We start from the raw sequence: 22,625 nt of genomic DNA on the forward strand, positions 1-22,625 counted from the left end.
CCCCGAAGCGTCGGGGGGAAAGCCCACAGCGAGGCACGAGCGAGGACTTGTAACGGATAGCCCGACCCTTTTCGGGTAACCTGCCTGCCGGCAGGCAGGCGCCCAAATTCCAAATCTTAATCTTCTAACACTCCAATTTATTCTATCCTCAATGCGCCTCCAGCCAATCCGCTCCAACCCCCAAATCCACATCCAAAGGTACGGTCAGCGTATACGCACTTTCCATTTCTGTCTTTACCATTTTTTTGATGTCCTCCAATTCTGGTTTGTACACATCAAACACCAACTCATCATGCACCTGAAGCAGCATTTTGGTTTTGAATTGTCCGTCCTCCAGCTTTTTGTGGATGTTGATCATGGCCACTTTAATAATATCGGCCGCACTCCCTTGGATTGGGGCGTTGACGGCATTACGCTCAGCGGCACCTCTAACCACAGCGTTTCGGGAGTTGATGTCTTTTAAATAACGACGACGCCCTAAAACGGTTTGCACATAACCGTGCTCTCTGGCAAAATCCACTTGTTCCGCAATATAATCGCGCAGTTTAGGATAGGTGGCGTAATAGGTGTCAATTAATTCTTTGGCTTCACTTCGGGATAAATCGGTTTGATTGCTCAACCCAAATGCCGAGACGCCATAAATAATTCCGAAATTGACCGTTTTGGCATTGCTACGTTGCTCTCGGGTGACTTCTTCAAGCGGCACTCCAAACACTTTTGAGGCGGTTGAAGCGTGAATATCCTCACCATTCTTAAAGGCGTTGATCATGTTTTCTTCTTCGCTTAATGCGGCGATAATCCGGAGTTCGATTTGTGAATAATCGGCCGCCAATAAGGTGTAATTGTCGTCTCTTGGGATAAAAGCCTTTCGCACTTGACGGCCACGTTCTGTACGAATGGGAATGTTTTGGAGATTAGGGTTATTGCTGCTCAATCGACCGGTAGCAGCAACGGTTTGCATATAATCAGTATGGACACGGCCCGTTGAAGGTTCCACCTGATTTGGTAAGGCATCTACATAGGTGCTTTTCAGTTTGGCGAGCCCGCGGTACTCCAAAATATGCTGAATGATGTCATGGTCTTTTGCCAAGTAGGACAAAATATCTTCACCCGTGGCATATTGGCCCGTTTTGGTCTTTTTGGGTTTGGCCACCAATTTGAGTTTGTCAAAGAGAATTTCTCCCAACTGTTTTGGGGAGGCAATGTTGAATTCTTCGCCCGCTTCCTTATAAATATTGGCTTCTAAGGTCTTGATGTCATTGTCTAACTTTTCAGAAAGCGAATTCAGGAATTGTTCATCCAAATTAATGCCTTCCAATTCCATGTCAGCAAGTACGCGCAGCAACGGAATTTCAATCTCATCAAATAACTTTTGGGTATTGGCTTCTCCCAATTCCTTTTCAAAATGTTCTTTGAGTTGTAGGGTGATGTCAGCATCTTCAACGGCATATTCGGTCTGCTTATCTAAAGGCACATCGCGCATGGACAATTGGTTTTTGCCTTTTTTGCCAATCAATGTTTCTATAGAAATGGGGGTGTAATTCAGATAGGTTTCGGCCAGCACCTCCATATTATGGCGCATATCTGCATTGATCAGGTAATGTGCCAACATGGTGTCAAACAATTTACCCTTAACCTGAATGTTGTATTTATGAAGGACTTTGATGTCATATTTTAAGTTCTGACCTACTTTTTCAATCGTCTCACTTTCAAAAAACGGGCGCAGTTGCTCTATTAGTTCTTGTGCCTCATTTTTATCTTCTGGAAACGGGAGATAAAAGCCTTTGCCGACTTCCCATGAAAATGCAATGCCAACCAGTTCAGCAATGATGGGGTCTAGGCCAGTCGTTTCAGTGTCAAAACATACGCTGGATTGTTTCATCAAGTTTTGAAGGAACAGTTTTGTGGCCATGCCACTTGCGACACTTTGATAAAAATGAGAGGATGATGCTGAGGTGTGACGTGTAAATTCTGAAACCGTGGCGTTTTGGTCACTAGCTGCCGTGGCGTCTCCTCCAAACAATGAAAACTGACCTGAACCCGCTGAATTACTAGCTGTGTTGGACGCCACTGAAGCCGTTGTTGCAGCCGCAGGTGTTGTACCGTTGCTGGCTTCTGGGGCGAAAGTTTTTAGAAAATTATCGGTGAGGCGCCTAAATTCCAATTCCTGAAAAATATTTTTGACGGCTTCAATATCAGGCTCAGACATTTCAAAGTCCTTTTCGCAAAACGTGACCGGCACATCCAACATGATGGTGGCTAAGGTTTTGGAAAGCAAACCGAGTTCTTTATTGGCTTCAATATTTTCTTTCATCTTGCCTTTCAGCTCATGGGTATTTGCCAAAAGGTTTTCCATGCTGCCGTATTGTTTGATAAACTTTTTGGCTGTTTTTTCGCCTACGCCAGGCAACCCGGGAATGTTATCTGAAGAATCGCCCATCATGCCTAAAAAATCGATGACCTGTAGTGGCGTTTCGACCTCAAACCTTTTCTGAACTTCAGCAATGCCCCAAGTTTCATAACCGCCACCAAAAGATTTAGGTCGGTACATAAATGTATTTTCAGTTACCAATTGGGCAAAATCCTTATCGGGCGTCACCATATAGGTTTTATAACCTTGGGCTTCTGCCTGTCTTGAAAGCGTGCCGATCACATCATCAGCCTCAAAACCTTCTTTGACCATGATGGGGATTTGCATCGCTTCAAGGATCTTACAGATGTGCGGAATTGCGGTTCGGATGCCCTCAGGGGTTTCATCTCTATTGGCTTTGTAGGCTTCATACATTTCTACCCTATCAGCACTGCCGCCCTTATCAAAGCATACGGCCAAATGGTCAGGGCGTTCTCTTTTGATCACATCCAGTAACGAGTTCATAAACCCCATAATGGCTGAGGTATCTTCTCCTTTTGAATTGATTCTTGGGTTCTTTATAAAAGCGTAATACCCTCTGAAAATGAGGGCGTAGGCATCCACTAGAAATAGGCGTTTTTGTTCGGACATTGTTCGTTTTTTTGAAGTCTATAAAACTACGAAAAACTTATCAGACCTTTCAGAATTTTAAAACCCGAAAGCTTTCTATGTCGTGTTTTTTTGAAGTCAGTTTTAGAGAATGTTATTACAGATTTTACAAGGTCTAGAGTCCTGTATCCGTGCCAATCTGTGAAATCTGTGTCTGAAAATGGATTATGACGTATTATGTCTTCGCTCTGACGCCATAAATAAAAAATGTAGCCGTATTTTTGAAGCTTGACGATCTACAATAGAACATATAAATGAAGAATAAAAAATATAGTATTGCCATTCATGGCGGCGCAGGTACTCTGGTAAAAGGATTGATGACTCAAGAACTGGAGGCCAGCTATAAAGCAGCTTTAGAAACTGCGCTGACCGCAGGTTATAAAATTTTAGAGAATGGCGGAACTGCGATGGATGCCGTTGAAACAGCAGTAAGACTGTTGGAAGATACACCTTTGTTCAACGCTGGGAAAGGTTCCGTTTTTACCAATGAAGGTACCCACGAAATGGACGCTGCCATTATGGACGGGAAAACCCTGAAGGCGGGAGCCGTGACTTTAGTGACAGGAATCAAAAATCCGGTGGCTTTGGCACGAGACGTTATGGACAAAAGTTACCATGTGTTTTTGGCGGGAGACGGCGCCATGGCGTTTGCAAAAAGTAACGGACACGAGATTTTAAATCCTGAATATTTTTACGATGAGGTGCGTTACCAACAGTGGCAAGGCATTAAGGATACGGAAGGGTTTCAGTTAGACCATAGTGTCAAAAAAGAAGGCAAGTTTGGGACTGTGGGTGCCGTGGCTTGTGATCAAAATGGCAACACCGCAGCAGCCACATCAACCGGCGGGATGACCAATAAAAAATGGGGTCGCGTTGGCGATAGTCCCATGATTGGTGCAGGAACCTATGCCAATGACAACACCTGTGCGATAAGTTGTACCGGCAGTGGCGAATACTTTATCAGGGGAGTGGTAGCTTATGATGTGTCTTGTTTGATGGAATTTAAGGGACTTTCAGTAGCAGAGGCAGCCAATGAAGTCATTTATAAACGAATTCTCAAAATTGGTGGTGATGGCGGCTTGATTGCTGTTGATGCTCAAGGGAATATTGCCATGCCTTTTAATACGGAAGGGATGTATCGGGCTTTTAGGACTTCGGATGGAGAGGGAGAGATTTCTATCTATAAGTAGCCTATAGTATTAAGCACAACGAATTGAGAAAAAAGTATGGGGAAAGTTCGATTAAGAGTAAGCGCTTGAGAAGCTTGGCGTTTAGCTGTGTGTTGTATAGATGAAACTCTTTACAAAAGTATTCTCAGCGCATCTCCGTGAAACCTCTGCGTATCTCTGTGCAACAACAACTTTTAAACAAAAGGCGCCTCAATAGGGAGCACTTTCACTTCCCGTGTTTCAATATCAAATCGGTCGCCATTAGCCAAAATGTGCACAATCAGGTTGGTCATAGTCATTGGGGTGCCTTCTCTCAATACTTTTTCATTATTATGCCCAATATGTTGAGGATCAAAAACAATCGCCATTCCAGAACCAATCACTTTAATGTCCTTTCCGTTTTTGATTATTAGTCCGGTGTCTTCGGCCAAACCAATACCCAACAGCTTTGGGAATTTTGCCACAGCCTCGCTCTGACGACCAAAGCGTCCCCTTTGTATAAAATGGGTGTCAATAATCAACTCTGGTATCAACTCCAATCCTTGCGACATTTGAACGGCGCCTTTAATAAATGCCTCCTTACTGCTTCCGCCAGAAATCATTTCTTTGGCCATCGCCATCGCTCCAGCACTGGTACCCGCAATAACAAAAGCTTCATGTTGATATTTTTCCGTGAGAAGTTTATGAAATTCAGAACCATAGATCTTGGCGCTAATTTTCCGTTGGTCGCCACCAGAAAACATCACACAATCAGCTTGCTTCAGCGCCTCTAAAAACTCAGGCTTATCAGCATGCTTTCTTTTTTTAATGTGGAGCACTTTAACATTGTTGCAGCCTAACGTTTTAAACGCCTGTATATAGTTGTCTCCCACTTCTTCTGGAATGCTTGACGCTGCCGGAAGGACTAAAATATTAGCCTTGGTGCCGCCACTTTCTTTTACTACATGTGATAAGATCCCATCTGAAATAAAATCCATTTTATAAGATGGTTTAGCTACCAAACCCTTGTCTTCATTTCCACCGATGGGAATCAATATTCCTTTTACTGTCATTATCAATACGTATGATTATCAATTTGCAAAATTAAACTTATTTAATAAAAATTAATTCTATATTTATGAAATGTCGAAAAAAGGGAAATTTAGAAACCTCTAAAAGTCCAATTGGATCAGTGGTACCGAATGAAGCGAAGGTCAGACAGTTTAGCCTATTGTGAGCCCTACATCCATTGAGACAGTTTAATCATCAAACCAAAGATTTTATGAAAATACGCGAGATTAATGCAATGAGAGGTCCTAATTATTGGTCGGTACGCCGTCATAAATTGATAGTTATGGTATTGGATCTTGAAGAAATGGAAGAACGGCCATCTGATAAAATTGAAGGTTTTAAAGACCGTCTCGAAGCATTATTTCCAACAATGTATGAACACCGCTGCTCAGTTGGAACTGCGGGAGGATTTTTTGAACGTGTGGAAGAAGGCACCTGGATGGGGCACATTGTTGAGCATATTGCTTTAGAAATTCAAACCTTGGCAGGCATGGATGTTGGTTTTGGGCGCACGCGTGGTTATGGTGAAAAAGGCGTTTATAATGTGGTTTTTGCCTATATGGAAGAATCTGTTGGCAGATATGCCGCACAATTAGCCGTAGAGATTTGTGAAGCGCTCATTATAGGAAAAACATATGATTTGACTGACGCAATCCAAAAAATGCGTGAGCTTCGTGAAGTAGAACGTTTGGGCCCAAGTACTGGATCTATTGTGGAAGAAGCGGCGTCTAGAGGGATTCCTTGGATTCGTCTAAACAAATATTCCTTGTGCCAATTGGGTTATGGCGCCAATCAAAAACGTATTCAGGCCACGGTTACCAGTGAAACGAGTAGTATAGGTGTAGAATTGGCATGTGATAAGGAAGATACGAAATACCTTTTGGAGCAAGCCGAAGTTCAAACGCCACGTGGCACAATTATTAGAAAAGAAAGTAGCCTTGAAGAAGCTTGCCAGTACGTGGGTTTTCCCTTGGTTGTCAAACCGGTTGATGGCAATCATGGGCGCGGTATTACGGTCAATATATTAAATTATACTGACGCTTTGGTGGCGTTTAATAGCGCCAAGGAAAGTTCTAAAAGTGGGGCGATCATCATCGAAAAACACGTTGTTGGTCACGATTATCGTATACTGGTTATCAATAATGTGATGGTGGCGGCAGCCAAACGAACTCCCGCAAATGTGGTGGGCAATGGAAATTCTACCATACAAGAACTTATCAATGAGGTCAATAAAGATCCTCGTCGCGGTTATGGTCATGAAAATGTACTGACTCAAATTACAGTAAATGAGTTGACCCTAGGTATCATTAAGGCGAGTGGCTATACATTGGATTCCGTTCTAATTGAAAATGAGCGTCTCTTGTTGAAGGATACCGCTAATTTGAGCACTGGAGGTACTGCTGAAGATGTAACGGATATGGTGCATCCCGCAAATGTGTTTATGGCAGAGCGGATTTCTAAAATTATTGATTTGGATATTTGTGGTATTGATGTGATGACCACAGATATAAGCAAACCTCTTGAAGAAACTGGAGGTGCAGTTTTAGAAGTTAATGCAGGCCCTGGGTTCAGAATGCATTTAGCGCCTACCTCAGGACTGCCCCGCAATGTGGCTGCACATGTCATAGATAAATTATTCCCTAGTGGTGCGACTAGCAGAATTCCGATAGTGGCTGTAACGGGGACCAATGGCAAAACGACCACCACACGGCTTATTGCCCACATGGCAAAAATGAAAGGTCTGAAAGTAGGATATACCACTAGTGACGGCGTGTACATTCAAAATAGATTGCTGATGAAAGGCGATTGTACAGGACCTGCAAGTGCCGAGTTTGTATTGAAAGACCCGACCATCAATTTTGCCGTTCTGGAAAGCGCAAGAGGCGGACTCTTGAGAGCTGGATTGGGCTACCATAATTGTGATATTGGCATCGTAACCAATGTGGCTTCAGATCATTTGGGTCTCAAAGGGATCCATACCATCGAGCAATTGGCCAAAGTTAAAGGCGTCATTCCTGAAACCGTGGCACCCGATGGTTATGCTATTTTAAATGCAGATGATGATTTGGTCTATGAGATGCGACGCAGTTTAAAATGTAACGTGGCGCTTTTCTCGATGGATGAAAATAATCCACGGATCAGAGCCATGCAAAAATTGGGAGGCCTTACCGCAGTTTATGAGCACGGTTTCATTACGGTGTGCAGGGGCGAATGGAAAATGCGGATTATTAAAGCCGTCAACGTGCCGTTAACCTTTGGCGGACGGGCAAGTTTTATGATCCAAAACGTGTTGCCTGCAGTCCTGACAGCATACATCCAAAAGTTTACCATCGATGAGATGAAAGTGTCTTTGGAGACGTTTATTCCGTCTCCGGCACAAACACCTGGGCGATTAAATCTGTTCCAATTTAAAGATTTCCAAGTGTTGTTGGATTATGCTCACAACCCGGCAGGAATGCGTGCATTGCAAAAATTTATTGAAAACATTGATGCGAGTATCAAAGTGGGAATTATCGCAGGAGTAGGGGATAGACGTGAGCAAGACACCAATGAGATAGGCAGTATTGCTGCAGATATGTTTGATGAAATCATCATCCGCCAAGATAAAAATCTAAGGGGACGGACAGAATTTGAACTTATTAATATGCTGGAAGCAGGTATAAAAATGAGGGATCCCCATAAAAAAACAACCATCATTCCCAATGAAAAAGAGGCAGCCACATTCGCTATAAAAAACGCCCAAAAAGATGCCTTGATTGTGATTTGTAGTGATGTTGTTCCTGATGTTTTGCAACTTGTGCAACAGTTGAAGGAGGAAGAAGCCAATAGACTCTATGAATTTTCAACCCGGGACATTCCAAATAAGTAAAAAAAAAGAGACACTTCTTTTCAAAAGTGTCTCTTTGATTATATGGTATGAACCTTTGGAATTTCCTACTAACAGTTTATAACTTCTTTCACTCTAATTTGAAGACTTTTTCTGTAAGCTTTGATGCTGATCAATTCAATGCTTTTTTTATAGCTCAAATGGGTCACATCAGTTTTTGAATAGGTGCCAACCGCAATTTGGTTTTCTGTTTCTTGCGCCACTTTGAAAGCTTCAACAGTAATAACATCAGTTTGTTTTGGTGTATTCTGAGGCGCATCCTGACCAAAAGTTAAGATTGGAAAGGCGATAAATGATAGTATGATCAGTATATTTTTCATAGTTCAGGGAGGGATTCGGATTAATTATTAGTTAAAGAAACGAAACAAGCGTTTTCAAAAAGAATATATTAGACAAATAACATCGATAAACGGATAAGGTGAATTCCTTCTCAAAAAATACCGATGAACTACATAAAAGTGGGCTCAGCCCAATAAATACAAATGGCAAAATGGAAGAATTAGAAGACAATCCGTTTTACGGAATTTTCAATCGGCAAAAAGCGAACCAGTTAAACATAGGCAACACCACTTATAAAGAACGCCTCAAAAAACTGGAGGCTCTTAAAAACGCTTTGGAAGTTGATTACAAACAAAAGCTGCGGGAAGCCCTATATGCCGATTTTAAAAAGCCTTTTTTGGAGACAGATCTGACTGAAATTTATCCGGTGCTGACCGAAATAAAATTTGCCAAAAGCAATTTAAAATCGTGGATGAAGGATCAGAAGGTCGATACGCCGTTGGCATTACTCGGCGCTTCCTCCTATATTAAACATGAACCTAAAGGCGTGTGTTTGATTATCTCTCCATGGAACTTTCCGATCAACTTGACTTTTGGGCCCTTGGTGTCTGCCATTGCCGCCGGGAATACGGTAATTTTAAAACCTTCTGAAATGACCCCGAATGCCTCAAAAGTGATGTCAGAAATTATAACGGCTTTGTTTAACGAAGATGAAGTGGCACTTGTTGAAGGCCAAGTTGAGGTTGCTGAAAACCTCTTGAAGTTGCCTTTTAACCATATCTTTTTTACAGGTTCGCCGCAAGTGGGCAAAATAGTTATGAAAGCTGCCTCAAAACATTTGAGTTCTGTAACCTTAGAACTGGGCGGGAAGTCACCCACCATTATTGATGCCTCTGCCAACTTAGAAAAAGCGGTTGAAAAGATCATTTTTGGTAAGTTTACCAATGCGGGCCAAACCTGTATTGCTCCTGATTATGTGCTATTACATTCTAGTTTAAAGGAAAAATTCACCACGCTTTTCAAATCGAAAATTGCGGAGTTCTATTCAGATCAAGCAGAACAGTCAGAATCCTATTGCCGTATTGTCAACCAAAAACATTTTGAACGTTTGACTTCTTATATCGAAGAAGCGAAACATAACGGCAGCAACATTGCTTCGGGAGGCGCCTTTAATGCCAGTGATAATTATATTGAACCTACCTTGGTGTTTGAAGCTCCAGAAGATTCAAAATTGATGCAAGACGAAATTTTTGGGCCTATTCTTCCGGTGAAGCTCTATTCAAACCTACAAGAACCAGTGGATTATATCAATTCAAAAGAAAAACCTTTAGCACTTTATATTTATAGTAAAAACAAAAAGCATATCAACTATATCATGGACAATACCAGGGCAGGAAGTGGTTGCGTGAACCATAATCTGCTCCAATTTTTAAACCATAATCTGCCTTTTGGTGGCAGTAATAATAGTGGTATTGGAAAATCTCATGGATTTTTTGGATTTGAAGCATTTTCAAATAGACGTGCATTTATGAAGCAACACACTATTGGCGCAACAGATTTGTTAAGGCCACCTTATACCAATTTTAAGCAGAAATTGATTGATTTGACTTTGAAGTGGTTTTAAAAGGTCGAGCGCAATCAAGTTAGCATTGAATTTTAACTAACTTGAAATAATCTCCGCAGCACTCGACCTGATTTTTAATTATTTTTTAATCATTTGTTTTGATACAAATCCTTTAGGTGTATATATTTTTAGGATGTATACTCCTTCGGAAAGCTTACTCACATTTATTTCATTGGTGTTATATACTGTTTTTATTTGGTGTCCCAGAATATCATACATTTCAATTTTTTCGTAAGGAAAAGCGGATGAAATATTTATGGTTTCTATGGCTGGGTTGGGATATATTTTTATATCGTTTTGTGATTTGTCTGAGATGCCCAAAGCAGAATCAACACTAATGTTAAATGATTTGAAAAGAGGGTAATAGGCATTGGAGGAAAGCCTGTACATTCGCAGTTTATAAGTGCTGCCTGACGTTAAGTTTTGGAACAATCCATTTGTAATGGAGCAACCTATTTGTAAGCCGTTGCAAGCGTCATAGAGCGCAAAATTATTTATTGAAAAACCACTACTAATTTTTATATCCCCATTGATGGGCATGGTAAAATCGTACCAGACATCGGCATGGGTTTTAGGCGTGCTTCCTTCACATCCTACTTCATTGTTAATGTGGGCGCCTCCAATTTCAAAATTCACAGTAGTACTGTTGGTAGATACAGTAATGGTTTGGGCTGTACTACAATCGTCATTGGTTACTTCTTGAAACCCTTGTATGGTAAATGATTGATTTGCTGGATCTGATGCATTTGATGCAGTTCTAAAAAGACGCAGTAAATAAACGCTATTGGTCGTCAAATTTGGAAGCAATCCTCTTAAGTTAATGCATAAAATTTCATTTCCGCCACAAGCATCATATAAGGCAAAATTATTTATTCCATTACCACTATCAATATTTACATTGCCATTGTAAGGCATGGTAAATTTATACCATACATCTGCATAATTTGATGTTGAATTGCAAATGAGTTGATTACTTATCACAGCGGTATTAATATCAAAAGGCACGGTTATAATACTGTTGGAAATAGATAATACTTGTGCGTTTGCACAATCGTCATTTGCGGGTTGCGCAAATGATGCAAGGGGCATTAAAAGAATTGCGTGTAATAAATAGCATTTTTTCATGGCTAAATGTTTTTAATGGTGAGACATATGTTATAAAAATTTTATTGATTATCTGGACATATAATTTCCTTAAAGCAGTTTTTGGATTTTGACCTTTGTTTCATTTTTTGACTATTCTTTTTAATACAAATCCTTCAGGAGTGTATACTTTCAGGAAGTAAACTCCAGCAGAAAACTTCTCAACATTAACTACATTATTGTGATATGCTGTTGTTATTTGTTGTCCCAAAATATCATATATTTCAATTTTATCAAGAGGAAAAGCTGATGCAATATTTATGGTCTCTGTGGCTGGATTGGGATATATTTTTATGTCGTTCAGTAATTCATCTGAGATGCCTAAAGTGGGATCAATACTAATTCTAAATAATTCGTTAGGTATTTCATCGGAATAAGAAGAAGACCTGAACACTCGAAGTTTATATGTGCTGCCTGCTGTCAAATTTTGATATATACCACCCATTTCCACATTACAATATATAGGTGTGTCATTACAGGTATCATAGAGAGCAAAACTGTTGTCGCCACCAGAACCGATGAGTATATCTCCATCTATTGGCATAGTAAAAGCGTACCAGATGTCGATGATGTCTGCAAAAAGTCCTGAACAATATTCTTCGTAGTTCAGAAATGCACCTGCAATTACAAAAAATACGGGAGTGGAGTTGGTGGTCACCGTAATAGTTTCGGCTGTATCGCAGGTATCATTAATCGCTCTTTGAAAAGCCCGTATGGTAAATTGTGGATTACCGGTTAGAAAATTTTGCAATCTAAGAACGCGCAGTAGATAAACCGTATTTGCAGTTAAATTTGGAAACCACCCACCTTCAGCTGGACATATCATAGTTCCTCCACAAGCATCAAATAAATTGTAAAAATTTAAATTGGAGTATGTACTATTAATAATTATACTGCCATCAAAAGGCAGCTCGAATTGATACCATACATCGGCAGATGCATAGGTTGAAGAAGAACTGCAATAGATTTGGTTATCTTCTATATTAACTGAAGACAGGTTAAAATTTACGGTTACGTTGTCGTCGGTAGAAATAGTCAGAACTTCTGCGTTTGAGCAATCATCATTTGCGGGTTGTGCGAAGGATGTAAGGGTCATAAGAAGAATTGCGATTGATACATAAATTTTTTTCATGGCTTAATTTTTTTTTAAAATTGTTAAACATACATTTGATAGAATGAATACGTTTTTTGATGGTCTGCACATGTCACTTCTTTGAAGCGGAAGTTTACCTATGAACCTTTACTTTATTTTTTGATCATTTTTTTGGGTACCGATCCGTTTGGGGTATGTATTTTTATGAAGTAAACTCCAGCTTTTAATTTGCCAACATTAACTAAATTGGTGTTATATACTGTTATTATTTGTTGTCCCAAAATATCAAACATCTCTATTTTGTCCAAAGGGAAAACGGATGAAACATGGACTGTTTCTGTGGCTGGATTGGGATATAGTTTTACCACGTTCTGTGATTCATCTGAGACACCTAATTCAGATTCCAAAATAATACTGAACGAATTAATTCCTATCTCTGTTAAGTTTTCCAAGGTTCTAAATAGGCGAAGTTTAAAGTTACTGCCAGATGCTAAATTGGAAATTCTCGAAGTGTCATTAAAGCAAGCTATTTCTATGCCATCACATGCGTCATATAAAGCAAAATAGTTTCCGCTGAAAAAACCATCAATAGTGATTGCTCCATCTTCAGGCATTGTAAAATTGTACCAGATATCAGCATAATCTTGATTGGAATTTCCTTCACAACCTAATTGATTGGCAATGGAAGCACCACGAATTTCAAAATTTACCATCAATTCTGTTGTGGATACTGAAATGGGTCCTGCATTGCTACACGCATCGTTTGCTGGATGTTCAAAAGCTTGAATGGTAAATGACTTAAAAAGCGTATTTGCAGCATTGCCAGAAGTTCTGAACACCCGAAGTTTGTAATTGTTGCCTGATGTCAAATTTGAGAACAGCCCAAATTGAATGAAACAATCTATTTGTGTGCTGTTACAAGTGTCATATAGGGCAAAATTGTTCACGCCTAAACCGCCATCAATGTGTAGATTCCCATTTACTGGCATTGTAAAATCGTACCAAATATCAGCATAATTTTGAGCTGTACTACTTCCGCAACCGACCTCATTGTTGATGTTGGCACCTGCAATTTCAAAATCTATTGTTGTGCTATTAGTGGTTACAGCAATGGGCTGAGCGTTTTCGCAATTGTCATTGGTCACTTCTTGAAACGCTTGTATAGTAAAAGATTTAAAAAGGTTAGAGGCGGTATTGGTGGAAGTTCTGAACACACGAAGTTTATAAGTGCTGCCTGATGTTAAGTTTGTAAAAAGCCCACTTTGGATAAAACAACCCATTTGAGTGCCGTTACACATATCATAAAGGGCAAAGTTGTTTGTGGCCAATCCACCGCTGATGTATATATTCCCATCGACTGGCATGGTAAAGTCATACCAAATATCACTATAATTTTTGGGTGTACTGCTTCCGCAACCTGCTTCATAGTTGATGTGAGCTCCTGCAATTTCAAAATTTACGGTAGTGCTATTGGTTGTGACTGCAATGGTTTGGGCCGTATTACAATCGTCATTGGTTACTTCTTGAAACGCTTGTATGGAAAATAATTGATTGTTTGGATTTGTTGCATAGGTTGAAGTTCTATAAACCCGAAGCGTGTAAACTGTATTGGCCGTCAAATTTTGAAGCAGTCCACTATTGTTGATGCACATTATTTGGTTGCCGCCACAGGCATCATATAATGCAAAGTTGTTCCAACCTGTAAAACCATCAACATATACATTGCCATTAAACGGCATTGTAAATTGATACCATACATCTGCAAAATTTGTTGTTGTTGCACAAATGGTTTGATTGGTTAATGCAGCTGTGACAATATCAAAATTTACGGTAGATGCTACATTAGTTACAGTTATAACTTCAGCGCCTGTGCAATCATCGTTTTTGGGTTGAGCAAATGATGCAAGGGTAATTAAAAGAATTGCGAATAGAACATAATATTTTTTCATGTCTAAATGTTTTAAAAAGGTTAAATAATGTGTTAAAGCACTTGAGGGATTCGTAGATTATCAGGACATAATTTATGTAAAGCTGTCAGTAGTCTTGATGCTTTATAAAGGTGAAGTTTTCATTGTAAAACGATTTGGGTTAATAGCTCTACAAATCTAAATTAGCTATTAAAAAACGGCGTGGACTATTTATGCAAATACAGGGAGTATTTCGTCATACTAATAAAATCAAGGGTTTTGAGAGTTTTTTTAGGATAACTTCTAATCTCGATAGTCAGTAGGAGTCATCGCATAAGCTTCCTTAAATGCTTTACTGAACCAATTTGGGTCATTAAAACCTGTGGCATAGGCAATCTCTGAAACAGAAAGATGGGTAGTTTTTAAAAGCTCTTTTGATTTTTCCAAACGCACTTTTCTAATGAACAAAGAGGTGCTCAAATCTGAAATGGCTTTCAGTTTTCGGTAAAGTTGGGAATCGCTCATGGTTAACGCTTTTGCAAGTTCGTTGGAATTAAATTCGGAATCTTCAATCTGTTCCTGTATAACCTCGATGGCATGGTTTAAGAATGCAACATTTTTATCTGGTGCTTTTTGTTGGGTTTTTTCTGAAAGCTTTTCAAAAGTGTAGGAGCTTTGTAATTGTTGACGTTTACGAATCAACGTTTGCATTTGTATGAGTAATTCTTCCTTTTGAAAAGGTTTGGTCAAAAAGGCATCTGCACCACTTGAAATTCCTTCCAATCGATCTTCTTGCATGGCTTTTGAGGTCAGCATTATTATTGGAATGTGATTTGTTTTTGTAGCGCTCTGTAATTTTTGAGTAAGCTCAAAACCGTCCATCACAGGCATCATCACATCCGTAATGATAATATCTGGAATGTTTTCTTCGGCCTTTTTAAAACCTTCTTGTCCATCTTTTGCAAAAGACACTTTGTAGTGTGGTTGCAAACAGGAAGCAATATAGCGTGCCATGTCTTTATTGTCTTCAACAATAAGTACGGAATTTGTGTCTTCCGGAATGATTAGTTCATCTAATTCAGGGACGTAAGTTTGGCCAATAGTATGATGAAAAGGTTCAAATTCTATGCGTTTTGACTCACCAGTATTGGTAATTGGAAGATATATCGTAAACGTTGTCCCTTGGTTTACTTTTGATGCTACGTTGATGTTTCCTCTTAATAAAAGTACAAGTTCTTTGGTCAATGCTAACCCAATACCTGTACCTTGGGATATTTTAGAGGTGCTATTTTCAATTTGATAAAAGCGATCAAAGATGTAAGGTATATGGTCTTTAGCAATACCTAATCCTTCATCTTTTATTTTTACAATGGCTTCTTCATTTTGTCTTTCAACCGTTATTGTGACCATAGAATTTTCAGAGGAAAACTTGATGGCATTTGAGATGAGGTTGGTTACTATCTGTCGTATTTTTTCGGCGTCGAAATCCATGATAATTATATCTGGATTGGATTCAAATTTTAAAGCGATGTTTTTATCTTCAGCGATGCTCATAAAACTATCAACACTATGTTCTATATACGAAGCAATGTCATTTTGAACCAATTTCAAGCTTAATTTTCCCTGCTCTAATTTCGTCAAGTCGAGCATCTGATTCACCAAATTTAATAGATTATTACTATTTTGTTCGATGGTTTCGAGTGATGTGCTGACCTCGTCTTTATTAGAAAAACGCGATTTTAAATTGCCTAAATAACCTAAAATAATGGTCAAAGGCGTTCTAAATTCGTGGGTGATATTGGTGATAAAACGCGATTTCAGTTCGTCTAAATCTTGAAGACGTTTGGAATTTTGATACGCAATTTGGCGTTGTAAACTGATACGATAAAAAGCAAACACTACAGATAGAAACGTCAATAGATAAATTGAATAAGCCAAATTACTAGTGTACCAGGGGGGGGTCACTTCTATGATTAGTTCTAATGGTGGTTTCTGCCAAAGTTTATCTCTCGTTTTGCCTTGTATTTGTAGCGTGTATGTCCCTTTTGATAATCCAATGAGCTGCAAGTCTTGACCAGTGTTTAAGTCGTTCCAACTACTGTTTCCGGGAAGCAATTTATATACAAAAGAATTGTTTTTATTGCCCCTAAAATCCATTTCTGAAAACGTAAGATTTACGGGAAAATCATCGTGATTGAGTGTTATTGTTTTTACAGTCGTTATATTTTCAGAAATGATATTTGGATTTAATAATGGATTAATGGGCTCATTTTTAACTTTTAAAGTTGTGAATTTTAGAGATCCTTCTTTATCTAATTTTTCAACTTCCTCTGGATTAAAATAGTTGCAACCATCAACTCCACCAAAGTAAAGTGTATTGTTTGAAGCGTCTATAAAACTGGGCACCCAAATTAAATTCAGAACTTTGCAATCCATCTTTTACAGTATAGTTTGTAAAAACTTCATGTTCTGGATTAAAGCGAAAAAGACCGCCATTGGTCGATAACCATAAATTGTTTTGCTGATCTTCAAGAATGCTATATACAAAAGTGTTGCTTAAACCTTCATCCATGCCATAACGTTTGAATTTTTTATTTCCAAGATATTTGTTCAACCCATCTTGCGTAGCGACCCATAGTGTTCCTTTTGAGTCGTGAAATGTTTGTAAAATGCTGCTACTACTTAAGGTTTCTTCATTTTGAGTATCACTTAAGAAATTCTCAAAAATAGGTTGGGAATAATTGGCATTGAATTTTAGAGTGTTCAGTCCATTGTTAGTTGTGATCCAATATGTTTCGTTTTTGTCCTGAGTGATATTAAAAGCAATATCGGCGCTAATACTGTGAGGATTGGGAGAGCTAACATAACGTTCAAAAGTGAAATTATCATTTTTCAAATTGCCTGTGAATCTGTTAATGCCACCTCCATAAGTGGTCACCCAAACGCTATTGTGGTGGTCTAAATAAAGACCTCTTGTTTTATCATTACTCAATGATGTGGCGTCATTTGGGTCATGATACATGGATTTAATTTTAGGTTTTTTTGGATTGAAATCAGATAAGGAAATAACAGAAACACCTCTTGTAGTGGTAATCCACAAGTTGTTTTTATCATCAACAATAAGATATCTGATAACGTTATAAGCAAGTTGATTCTGACTGCTCTCTTGAGTAATTACCGTAACATTTCCATTAGTATCAATGCAATTTAGACCATTTATTGTACCTAAAAACAGGTAGTCTTTAGTTTTTAAAATTGAGAATACATGATCATTAAAAAGCGCAATTTTTGATTTGTTATTGATAAGATTAAAAACTGGTTTTTCCTTAGAGATCGCATCGAGTTTGTTGGTGCCAATCCAGATAAAATCAGGTTCTACCAAAATATCATTCACTCTATTTGATGTGATAACTGTATCGTCTTTTTGGTCGCCAAAATAGCTCGAAATAGTGCTAAAAGTTCCGCTTTGATAATTAAAATCAGAAAGTTCATAGTAGCCATTGTCAGTTCCTACATATAGAATGTTGTTTTTTTCTTTTATGACTTCGATGAATAAATTAGAGGGGCTGGAATCATCGGTATTTTTTACGCGACACTTTTTTGTAGTTTTAGTTTTTTGGTCATATGTATAAAGTCCCATGGCAGTTCCCAACCAAATGTAATTTTTCGTTATTATGAATTTATTGATACTCCCAAATTGGCTATTAAGTGGGACTTCTTCAACTTTTAGATTAGCATCATTGTTTGTGTATTTGAATTTGAACAATTTGCCATCAATTGTAGAAACATAAAGAGCATCATTTTGTTTGTCATAAAGGATGGATGTGAGTTGGAGATTCCGTTTTTTAAAATAGGTAATGATTTGATGTTTTACGGCTTTTGATGTCGATGAAATCACAGCAATTTCTCCATTTAAAAAAGTAGTAAAAACCCTGTTTTTGTTGTCTTCAGCAAAACCAGTACAATAACCATTATTGAGGCCAATTTTGTAAAAAGAGTCCGTTTTATTGTTGTAATATGAAATGCCGTGGGTAGCAGTTCCAATCCATAATTTACTATCCGAACTTTGGAAAATTTTATTGATGTAATTTTCATGAAGGCTTAAAGTGTCTTTCTTGTTATTTTTGTAAACGGTAAAAACATTCCCATCAAATCTATTGAGACCATCTTGTGTACCAATCCAAAGAAAACCTTTGTCGTCTTTGGTAAACGTTCTGATAGTTTCTTGAGACAAACCATTGTCAAGACCAAAATGAAAATGTGTGACGTTTTGAGATAATAGGAGAGCATTATTCAAAAGCAAAAAAACATAAATGAGGAGCACATTTTTTTTCAAGATCACAGCTTTTTTGAGACACACTAAAAGCAAGAAAAGTTGCTGATAACACCTTTAATGTGTAATAAAGGTAATTACTTTTAATATGATGCTGGTCTTATAATGTATGGATTAACCGTGTTTCTGTATGGTTGGTTTTTTCTGTTAGAAATCAAGTCGGAATTTGAAAGTATATTGGAATTTGAATGATTTTGAAGAGTTTTGTGTTTGACTATCCTTTACTAAAATAATCTGCCTGTAAATTTTCATTCTTCCCATTGTGACATATGGTTATACTAAAAAATTCATGAATGGCAGAGTTGTTAGTTAAGTTCTTTTTATTCACAGCAATATTATAACACATTTGAAAATCTTGTTTGTCGTTACCTTAAATCCATTGGAAATCAGGAGAGTTTCTTATTTTAACTATTCTTTAATTATTATGTGATGAACTCATTTCAAAAATCAGTTCACCACCTTTCATTATATCATGATGGGAAATTGAGGTGCTTTCTAATGTTTTGCCATAAATGGTCACTCTTTTCACATATACATTTTTTTCGCTCTGATTTTTTGCAGTTATGGTCAACGTTTTTCCATTATCCAAATGGATTTTGGCTTCCTTTATCAACGGACTTCCCAAAGCATAATCTGAGGAACCTGGAGTTACGGGATAAAACCCGAGACTGCTAAAAATATACCATGCACTCATTTGGCCAGCATCATCATTACCACACAAACCTTCAACGGTTGGCCCATACATTGTGCTCATAATCATTCGCACACGCGCCTGGGTTTTATAGGCATCATTCGTCCAATTGTACATATAGGGCACGTGATGCGAAGGTTCGTTGCCATGAACATAATTACCAATCAAACCATCTCTTGTGATGTCTTCATTTTTTTCGATGTATTTATCCTCTAACTTCATAGTGAACAGGGAATCTAAGTGCCGACTAAAACGGTCTTTTCCACCCATTAGCTCGATAAGGTGGTCAATATTTTGAGGGACATAAAAACCGTAATTCCAAGCATTTCCTTCTATAAATCCTTGTCCGTGCGTGTCCAAGGGATCAAATTCTTTTTTGAAGTTGCCATCAGAAAGTTTAGGTCGCATAAAGCCGATGGTAGCGTCAAAAACATTTTCATAATAGGTGGACCGATTCATGTATTCCTTTTCTGCGGTAGTATGACCAAGTTGTTTCGCCATTTGTGCAATACACCAGTCGTCATAGGCATATTCCAAAGTTTTTGATACTGAAGAGCCGTTTTTGTCTTCAGGAATATATCCGAATTCTTTATAGAGACCAATGCCATCAAAATAATCCACATTCGATGTATTTATAGAGGCTTGCAAAGCATGTTCCTTGTCAAAATCGCCCACACCTTTTGCCATGGCATCGGCAATAACAGAAGTGGCATGATACCCAATCATGCACCAGTTTTCATTGGCGTAATGGCTCCAAATGGGTAACATATTGTGTACACTTTGGTTGTGATGTGCCAACATGGATTTTATCATATCATTGTTGCGTTGCGGTTGTGTAATATTGAACAATGGATGCAACGCACGATAGGTGTCCCAAAGTGAAAAATGGTGTAATTGGTAAAGCCATCTGATGTATGGATATTTTGGTCGAGACCACGGTATTGTCCATCAACATCTTGGTAAATAATTGGTGAAAGGTTGGTATGGTACAAAGCAGTGTAGAATGTAATTTTATCTTCGGGCATCATGGTTTTGACCTCAATTTTGGAGAGTTCTTTGTTCCATTTGGCTTTGGTTTCTGCTTTGGTTTTCTCAAAATCCCAATGAGGAATTTCGGCTTCCAAATTTTTTAAAGCACCTTCTGTACTGACGGATGACAAAGCGAATTTTATTTTAATCTGTTCTCCTTCAGAAGTATCAAAATCAAAATAGGCACGAAGGTCCTTTCCTGCCATTTCAGGGAAATTCTCACTTTCATCAAACCTTCTATAAAAGCCATTATATTTAATGTCATCATACTTTTTATGCCCATAACCTTTGAAAGGTTTTGAAAACGTCATTGCAAAAAACACTGTTCTTGTGCGTGCCCAACCTGTGGTTTGCCGATAACCAGTTATTAACGAGTCATTTTCAACTCTAATAAAAGTCCAAACATTTTTATTGTCATAATGGTAAACGTTATAGACCATGTCTAGAATAATGTGTGCATTGTCCGATTTTGGAAAGGTATATTGATGAAACCCAACGCGATCACTTGCGGTTAATTCCGCTTTGATGTCATAACTGTCCAAATTGACTTTGTAATACCCTGGAGAGGCTTCTTCTTGATCATGTGAAAACTCAGAGTAGAATCCTTTTTCATCTTCATCGGTTTTTAGAGGCTCTAAAACTAAGTCGCCAGTTGTTGGCATCACTAAAAAATCGCCCAAATCAGAATGTCCCGTACCGCTAAAATTGGTATGTGCAAAACCAATAATTGTGGAGTCTTTATGTTGGTAGCCTGCACAATATTCATAAGTTTCTCTGTTGTAGCTGCCATCAGCTTTAAACATCACCTGAAAATTCGTCTGCGGACTCAATTGCACCATACCAAAAGGTGCCGTAGCTCCCGGAAACGTATGTCCCATTTTGCTGGTACCAATCATCGGATTGACGTATTGGGTATAATCAAGTTCAGAATTTTGAGAATGACCTATTATACTGCTGACTAAAAAAATGGCGGATAATAGGTGTGCTTTTTTCATTATATAGTGACTTGTTTTTTGCTATTTCTAAATCCGAAGTAGAGAATATAGGTATAACACACTATAACAAAAAACAATGCCGATTTAAATCCGATCTCATCGGATAGAAATCCAAATAACGGCGGAATAATAGCACCCCCAACAATAGCAGTACACAACATACCTGACGCCTTTGGTTTCAGTGTACCAATGCCATCAATGGCCAAGGTAAAGATGGTTGGGAACATAATGGAATTGAACAAGCCTACCGCCAAAATACTCCACATACTTACCAAACCTGTGGTGCCTATGGAAATCAGGATCAAGAGGATGGCAATGGCTGCAAACATGCCCAGTACTTTTCCTGGCTTGATGATCTTGGTCAGATAGGCGCCAGCAAATCTTCCTATCATTGCTCCGGACCAATAGAATGTTACAAACACGCCGACAATGGCTTTGCTGTCACTTTCCGTAATGCCCGTGCTTAAAATGCCTTCAACAATAGCTTTCATAAAATCATTTTGTTTGATGACTTCTACCATGTTCATTTCTAAAAAGTAATTGACCAGATAACTTCCAATGGCCACTTCAGCACCTACATAAAAGAAGATACCCAAAATGCCCATCACGAGATTCTTATGTTTTAGCGCATCTCTATAAGATCCAACCACGTTGTCATTGATCAATTTTGGAAGTTTTGCAAAAAAGAAAATGCCCGCAATGATAAAGATGAAAATGGCCAAGCCAACAAAGGGTTTTTGAACGGCCGAAGCTTCCGTTGCTAGATAGAACCCTTTTTCGGAATCAGTTAAAATAGCAATTTCATCAGTGGTTTTAATTTTATCACTTAAAATGAATAATGCTCCAATGATTGGCGCAATGGCCGTTCCTAAAGAGTTGAACGCTTGGGAAAGGTTTAGACGGCTTGAGGCGCCTTCTTCAGTTCCTAAAACAGCCACGTACGGATTGGCGGCTACTTGTAAAATGGTAATCCCTCCAGCCAATATAAAATAAGCCACCATAAAAATACTAAATTCCCGATACGATGCTGCAGGATAAAACAGTAAGCAACCCAATGCCATGGTGCATAACCCTAAAATGATCCCTTTTTTGTACCCTATTTTAGAAAGAATAAAACTGGCAGGTATCGACAATATAAAATAAGCTCCAAAAAAAGCGAACTGAACCATACCTGCCTGAAAATATGTCAAGGTAAATAACTCCTTAAGCCTTGGAATCAGCGAGTCTACCAACACCGTTATAAACCCCCAAAGGAAAAATAATATGGTCAATAAGATGAAAGACGATCGGTAGGATTTTTGTTGGTTCATAGATTTGGTTTCTGTGGTTTCTGTGGGGTTTTAGTGGTTTTTGTTGTTCTTGAATCTGTGGTTTCAAACTTTAAGCATCCGTAATTGGTCTTACAA

General features: G+C 38.5%; 12 protein-coding genes and 1 pseudogene. 3 read left to right on the plus strand and 10 right to left on the minus strand.

Going from position 1 to position 22,625, the window contains the following annotated elements; all coding sequences use genetic code 11:
- Window positions 1-148 precede the first annotated feature (148 nt).
- A complete protein-coding gene (gene polA, locus A9996_RS11860) occupies window positions 149-3,001 on the minus strand; it encodes a DNA polymerase I (RefSeq protein ID WP_066435082.1) in 2,853 nt (950 codons plus the stop codon).
- 272 nt (window positions 3,002-3,273) lie between these two features.
- Here polA and A9996_RS11865 point away from each other — a divergent pair, with 272 nt between their 5' ends.
- Entirely contained in the window at window positions 3,274-4,209 is a 936-nt protein-coding gene (locus tag A9996_RS11865; RefSeq protein WP_066435085.1) for an isoaspartyl peptidase/L-asparaginase family protein, read from the plus strand.
- Between the two features lie 173 nt (window positions 4,210-4,382).
- Here A9996_RS11865 and A9996_RS11870 read toward each other — a convergent pair whose 3' ends face one another.
- The gene (locus tag A9996_RS11870; RefSeq protein ID WP_066435091.1) at window positions 4,383-5,240 is read right to left on the minus strand and encodes a cyanophycinase; all 858 of its coding nucleotides are present in this window, start codon (window positions 5,238-5,240) and stop codon (window positions 4,383-4,385) included.
- 209 nt (window positions 5,241-5,449) lie between these two features.
- Here A9996_RS11870 and cphA point away from each other — a divergent pair, with 209 nt between their 5' ends.
- Window positions 5,450-8,107 (plus strand): cyanophycin synthetase, encoded by a 2,658-nt coding sequence (gene cphA / locus A9996_RS11875; protein ID WP_066435094.1) that lies wholly within the window; start codon window positions 5,450-5,452, stop codon window positions 8,105-8,107.
- Between the two features lie 68 nt (window positions 8,108-8,175).
- Here cphA and A9996_RS11880 read toward each other — a convergent pair whose 3' ends face one another.
- The gene (locus A9996_RS11880; RefSeq protein ID WP_066435096.1) at window positions 8,176-8,445 is read right to left on the minus strand and encodes a hypothetical protein; all 270 of its coding nucleotides are present in this window, start codon (window positions 8,443-8,445) and stop codon (window positions 8,176-8,178) included.
- 170 nt (window positions 8,446-8,615) lie between these two features.
- Between A9996_RS11880 and A9996_RS11885 the strand changes: the two genes are divergently transcribed.
- Entirely contained in the window at window positions 8,616-10,028 is a 1,413-nt protein-coding gene (locus A9996_RS11885) for an aldehyde dehydrogenase family protein (RefSeq protein ID WP_066435157.1), read from the plus strand.
- Window positions 10,029-10,106: 78 nt separating this feature from the next.
- On the opposite strand, the gene A9996_RS11890 is transcribed toward A9996_RS11885, so the two are convergent.
- The 7 genes and pseudogenes from A9996_RS11890 to A9996_RS11920 all read right to left on the minus strand — a co-directional run bounded on the left by A9996_RS11890 (window position 10,107) and on the right by A9996_RS11920 (window position 22,529).
- Window positions 10,107-11,153 carry a T9SS type A sorting domain-containing protein gene (locus tag A9996_RS11890; RefSeq protein ID WP_066435098.1) on the minus strand — a complete coding sequence of 349 codons (1,047 nt, stop codon included), beginning with the start codon at window positions 11,151-11,153 and terminating at the stop codon, window positions 10,107-10,109.
- 100 nt (window positions 11,154-11,253) lie between these two features.
- The gene (locus A9996_RS11895; protein ID WP_169817255.1) at window positions 11,254-12,267 is read right to left on the minus strand and encodes a T9SS type A sorting domain-containing protein; all 1,014 of its coding nucleotides are present in this window, start codon (window positions 12,265-12,267) and stop codon (window positions 11,254-11,256) included.
- A gap of 149 nt (window positions 12,268-12,416) precedes the next feature.
- A complete protein-coding gene (locus tag A9996_RS11900; protein WP_066435102.1) occupies window positions 12,417-14,213 on the minus strand; it encodes a T9SS type A sorting domain-containing protein in 1,797 nt (598 codons plus the stop codon).
- A gap of 261 nt (window positions 14,214-14,474) precedes the next feature.
- Window positions 14,475-16,607, minus strand: coding sequence for a hybrid sensor histidine kinase/response regulator transcription factor (locus A9996_RS11905; RefSeq protein WP_066435104.1), 2,133 nt, complete (start codon window positions 16,605-16,607; stop codon window positions 14,475-14,477).
- Window positions 16,525-18,507, minus strand: a complete 1,983-nt coding sequence (locus A9996_RS11910; protein WP_066435115.1) for a ligand-binding sensor domain-containing protein — start codon at window positions 18,505-18,507, stop codon at window positions 16,525-16,527. The genes A9996_RS11905 and A9996_RS11910 overlap by 83 nt, the downstream gene beginning before the upstream one ends.
- 412 nt (window positions 18,508-18,919) lie before the next feature.
- Window positions 18,920-21,219 (minus strand): annotated as a pseudogene (locus tag A9996_RS11915) (GH92 family glycosyl hydrolase).
- Window positions 21,219-22,529, minus strand: coding sequence for a sugar MFS transporter (locus A9996_RS11920; protein ID WP_066435117.1), 1,311 nt, complete (start codon window positions 22,527-22,529; stop codon window positions 21,219-21,221). Before A9996_RS11920 ends, A9996_RS11915 begins: the two are co-directional and overlap by 1 nt.
- Window positions 22,530-22,625 lie beyond the last annotated feature (96 nt).

It is taken from the genome of Gelidibacter algens (genome assembly GCF_001678675.1).
Classification (GTDB): domain Bacteria; phylum Bacteroidota; class Bacteroidia; order Flavobacteriales; family Flavobacteriaceae; genus Gelidibacter; species Gelidibacter algens.

What these genes read in the sequence shown, in the direction of transcription:
- A9996_RS11905 (WP_066435104.1), bottom strand. Translation starts at nt 16,607, where the DNA reads ATGGATTGCAAAGTTCTGAATTTAATTTGGGTGCCCAGTTTTATAGAC.
- polA (WP_066435082.1), bottom strand. Translation starts at nt 3,001, where the DNA reads ATGTCCGAACAAAAACGCCTATTTCTAGTGGATGCCTACGCCCTCATT.
- A9996_RS11885 (WP_066435157.1), top strand. Translation starts at nt 8,616, where the DNA reads ATGGAAGAATTAGAAGACAATCCGTTTTACGGAATTTTCAATCGGCAA.
- cphA (WP_066435094.1), top strand. Translation starts at nt 5,450, where the DNA reads ATGAAAATACGCGAGATTAATGCAATGAGAGGTCCTAATTATTGGTCG.
- A9996_RS11890 (WP_066435098.1), bottom strand. Translation starts at nt 11,153, where the DNA reads ATGAAAAAATGCTATTTATTACACGCAATTCTTTTAATGCCCCTTGCA.
- A9996_RS11895 (WP_169817255.1), bottom strand. Translation starts at nt 12,267, where the DNA reads ATGACCCTTACATCCTTCGCACAACCCGCAAATGATGATTGCTCAAAC.
- A9996_RS11870 (WP_066435091.1), bottom strand. Translation starts at nt 5,240, where the DNA reads ATGACAGTAAAAGGAATATTGATTCCCATCGGTGGAAATGAAGACAAG.
- A9996_RS11920 (WP_066435117.1), bottom strand. Translation starts at nt 22,529, where the DNA reads ATGAACCAACAAAAATCCTACCGATCGTCTTTCATCTTATTGACCATA.
- A9996_RS11880 (WP_066435096.1), bottom strand. Translation starts at nt 8,445, where the DNA reads ATGAAAAATATACTGATCATACTATCATTTATCGCCTTTCCAATCTTA.
- A9996_RS11900 (WP_066435102.1), bottom strand. Translation starts at nt 14,213, where the DNA reads ATGAAAAAATATTATGTTCTATTCGCAATTCTTTTAATTACCCTTGCA.
- A9996_RS11865 (WP_066435085.1), top strand. Translation starts at nt 3,274, where the DNA reads ATGAAGAATAAAAAATATAGTATTGCCATTCATGGCGGCGCAGGTACT.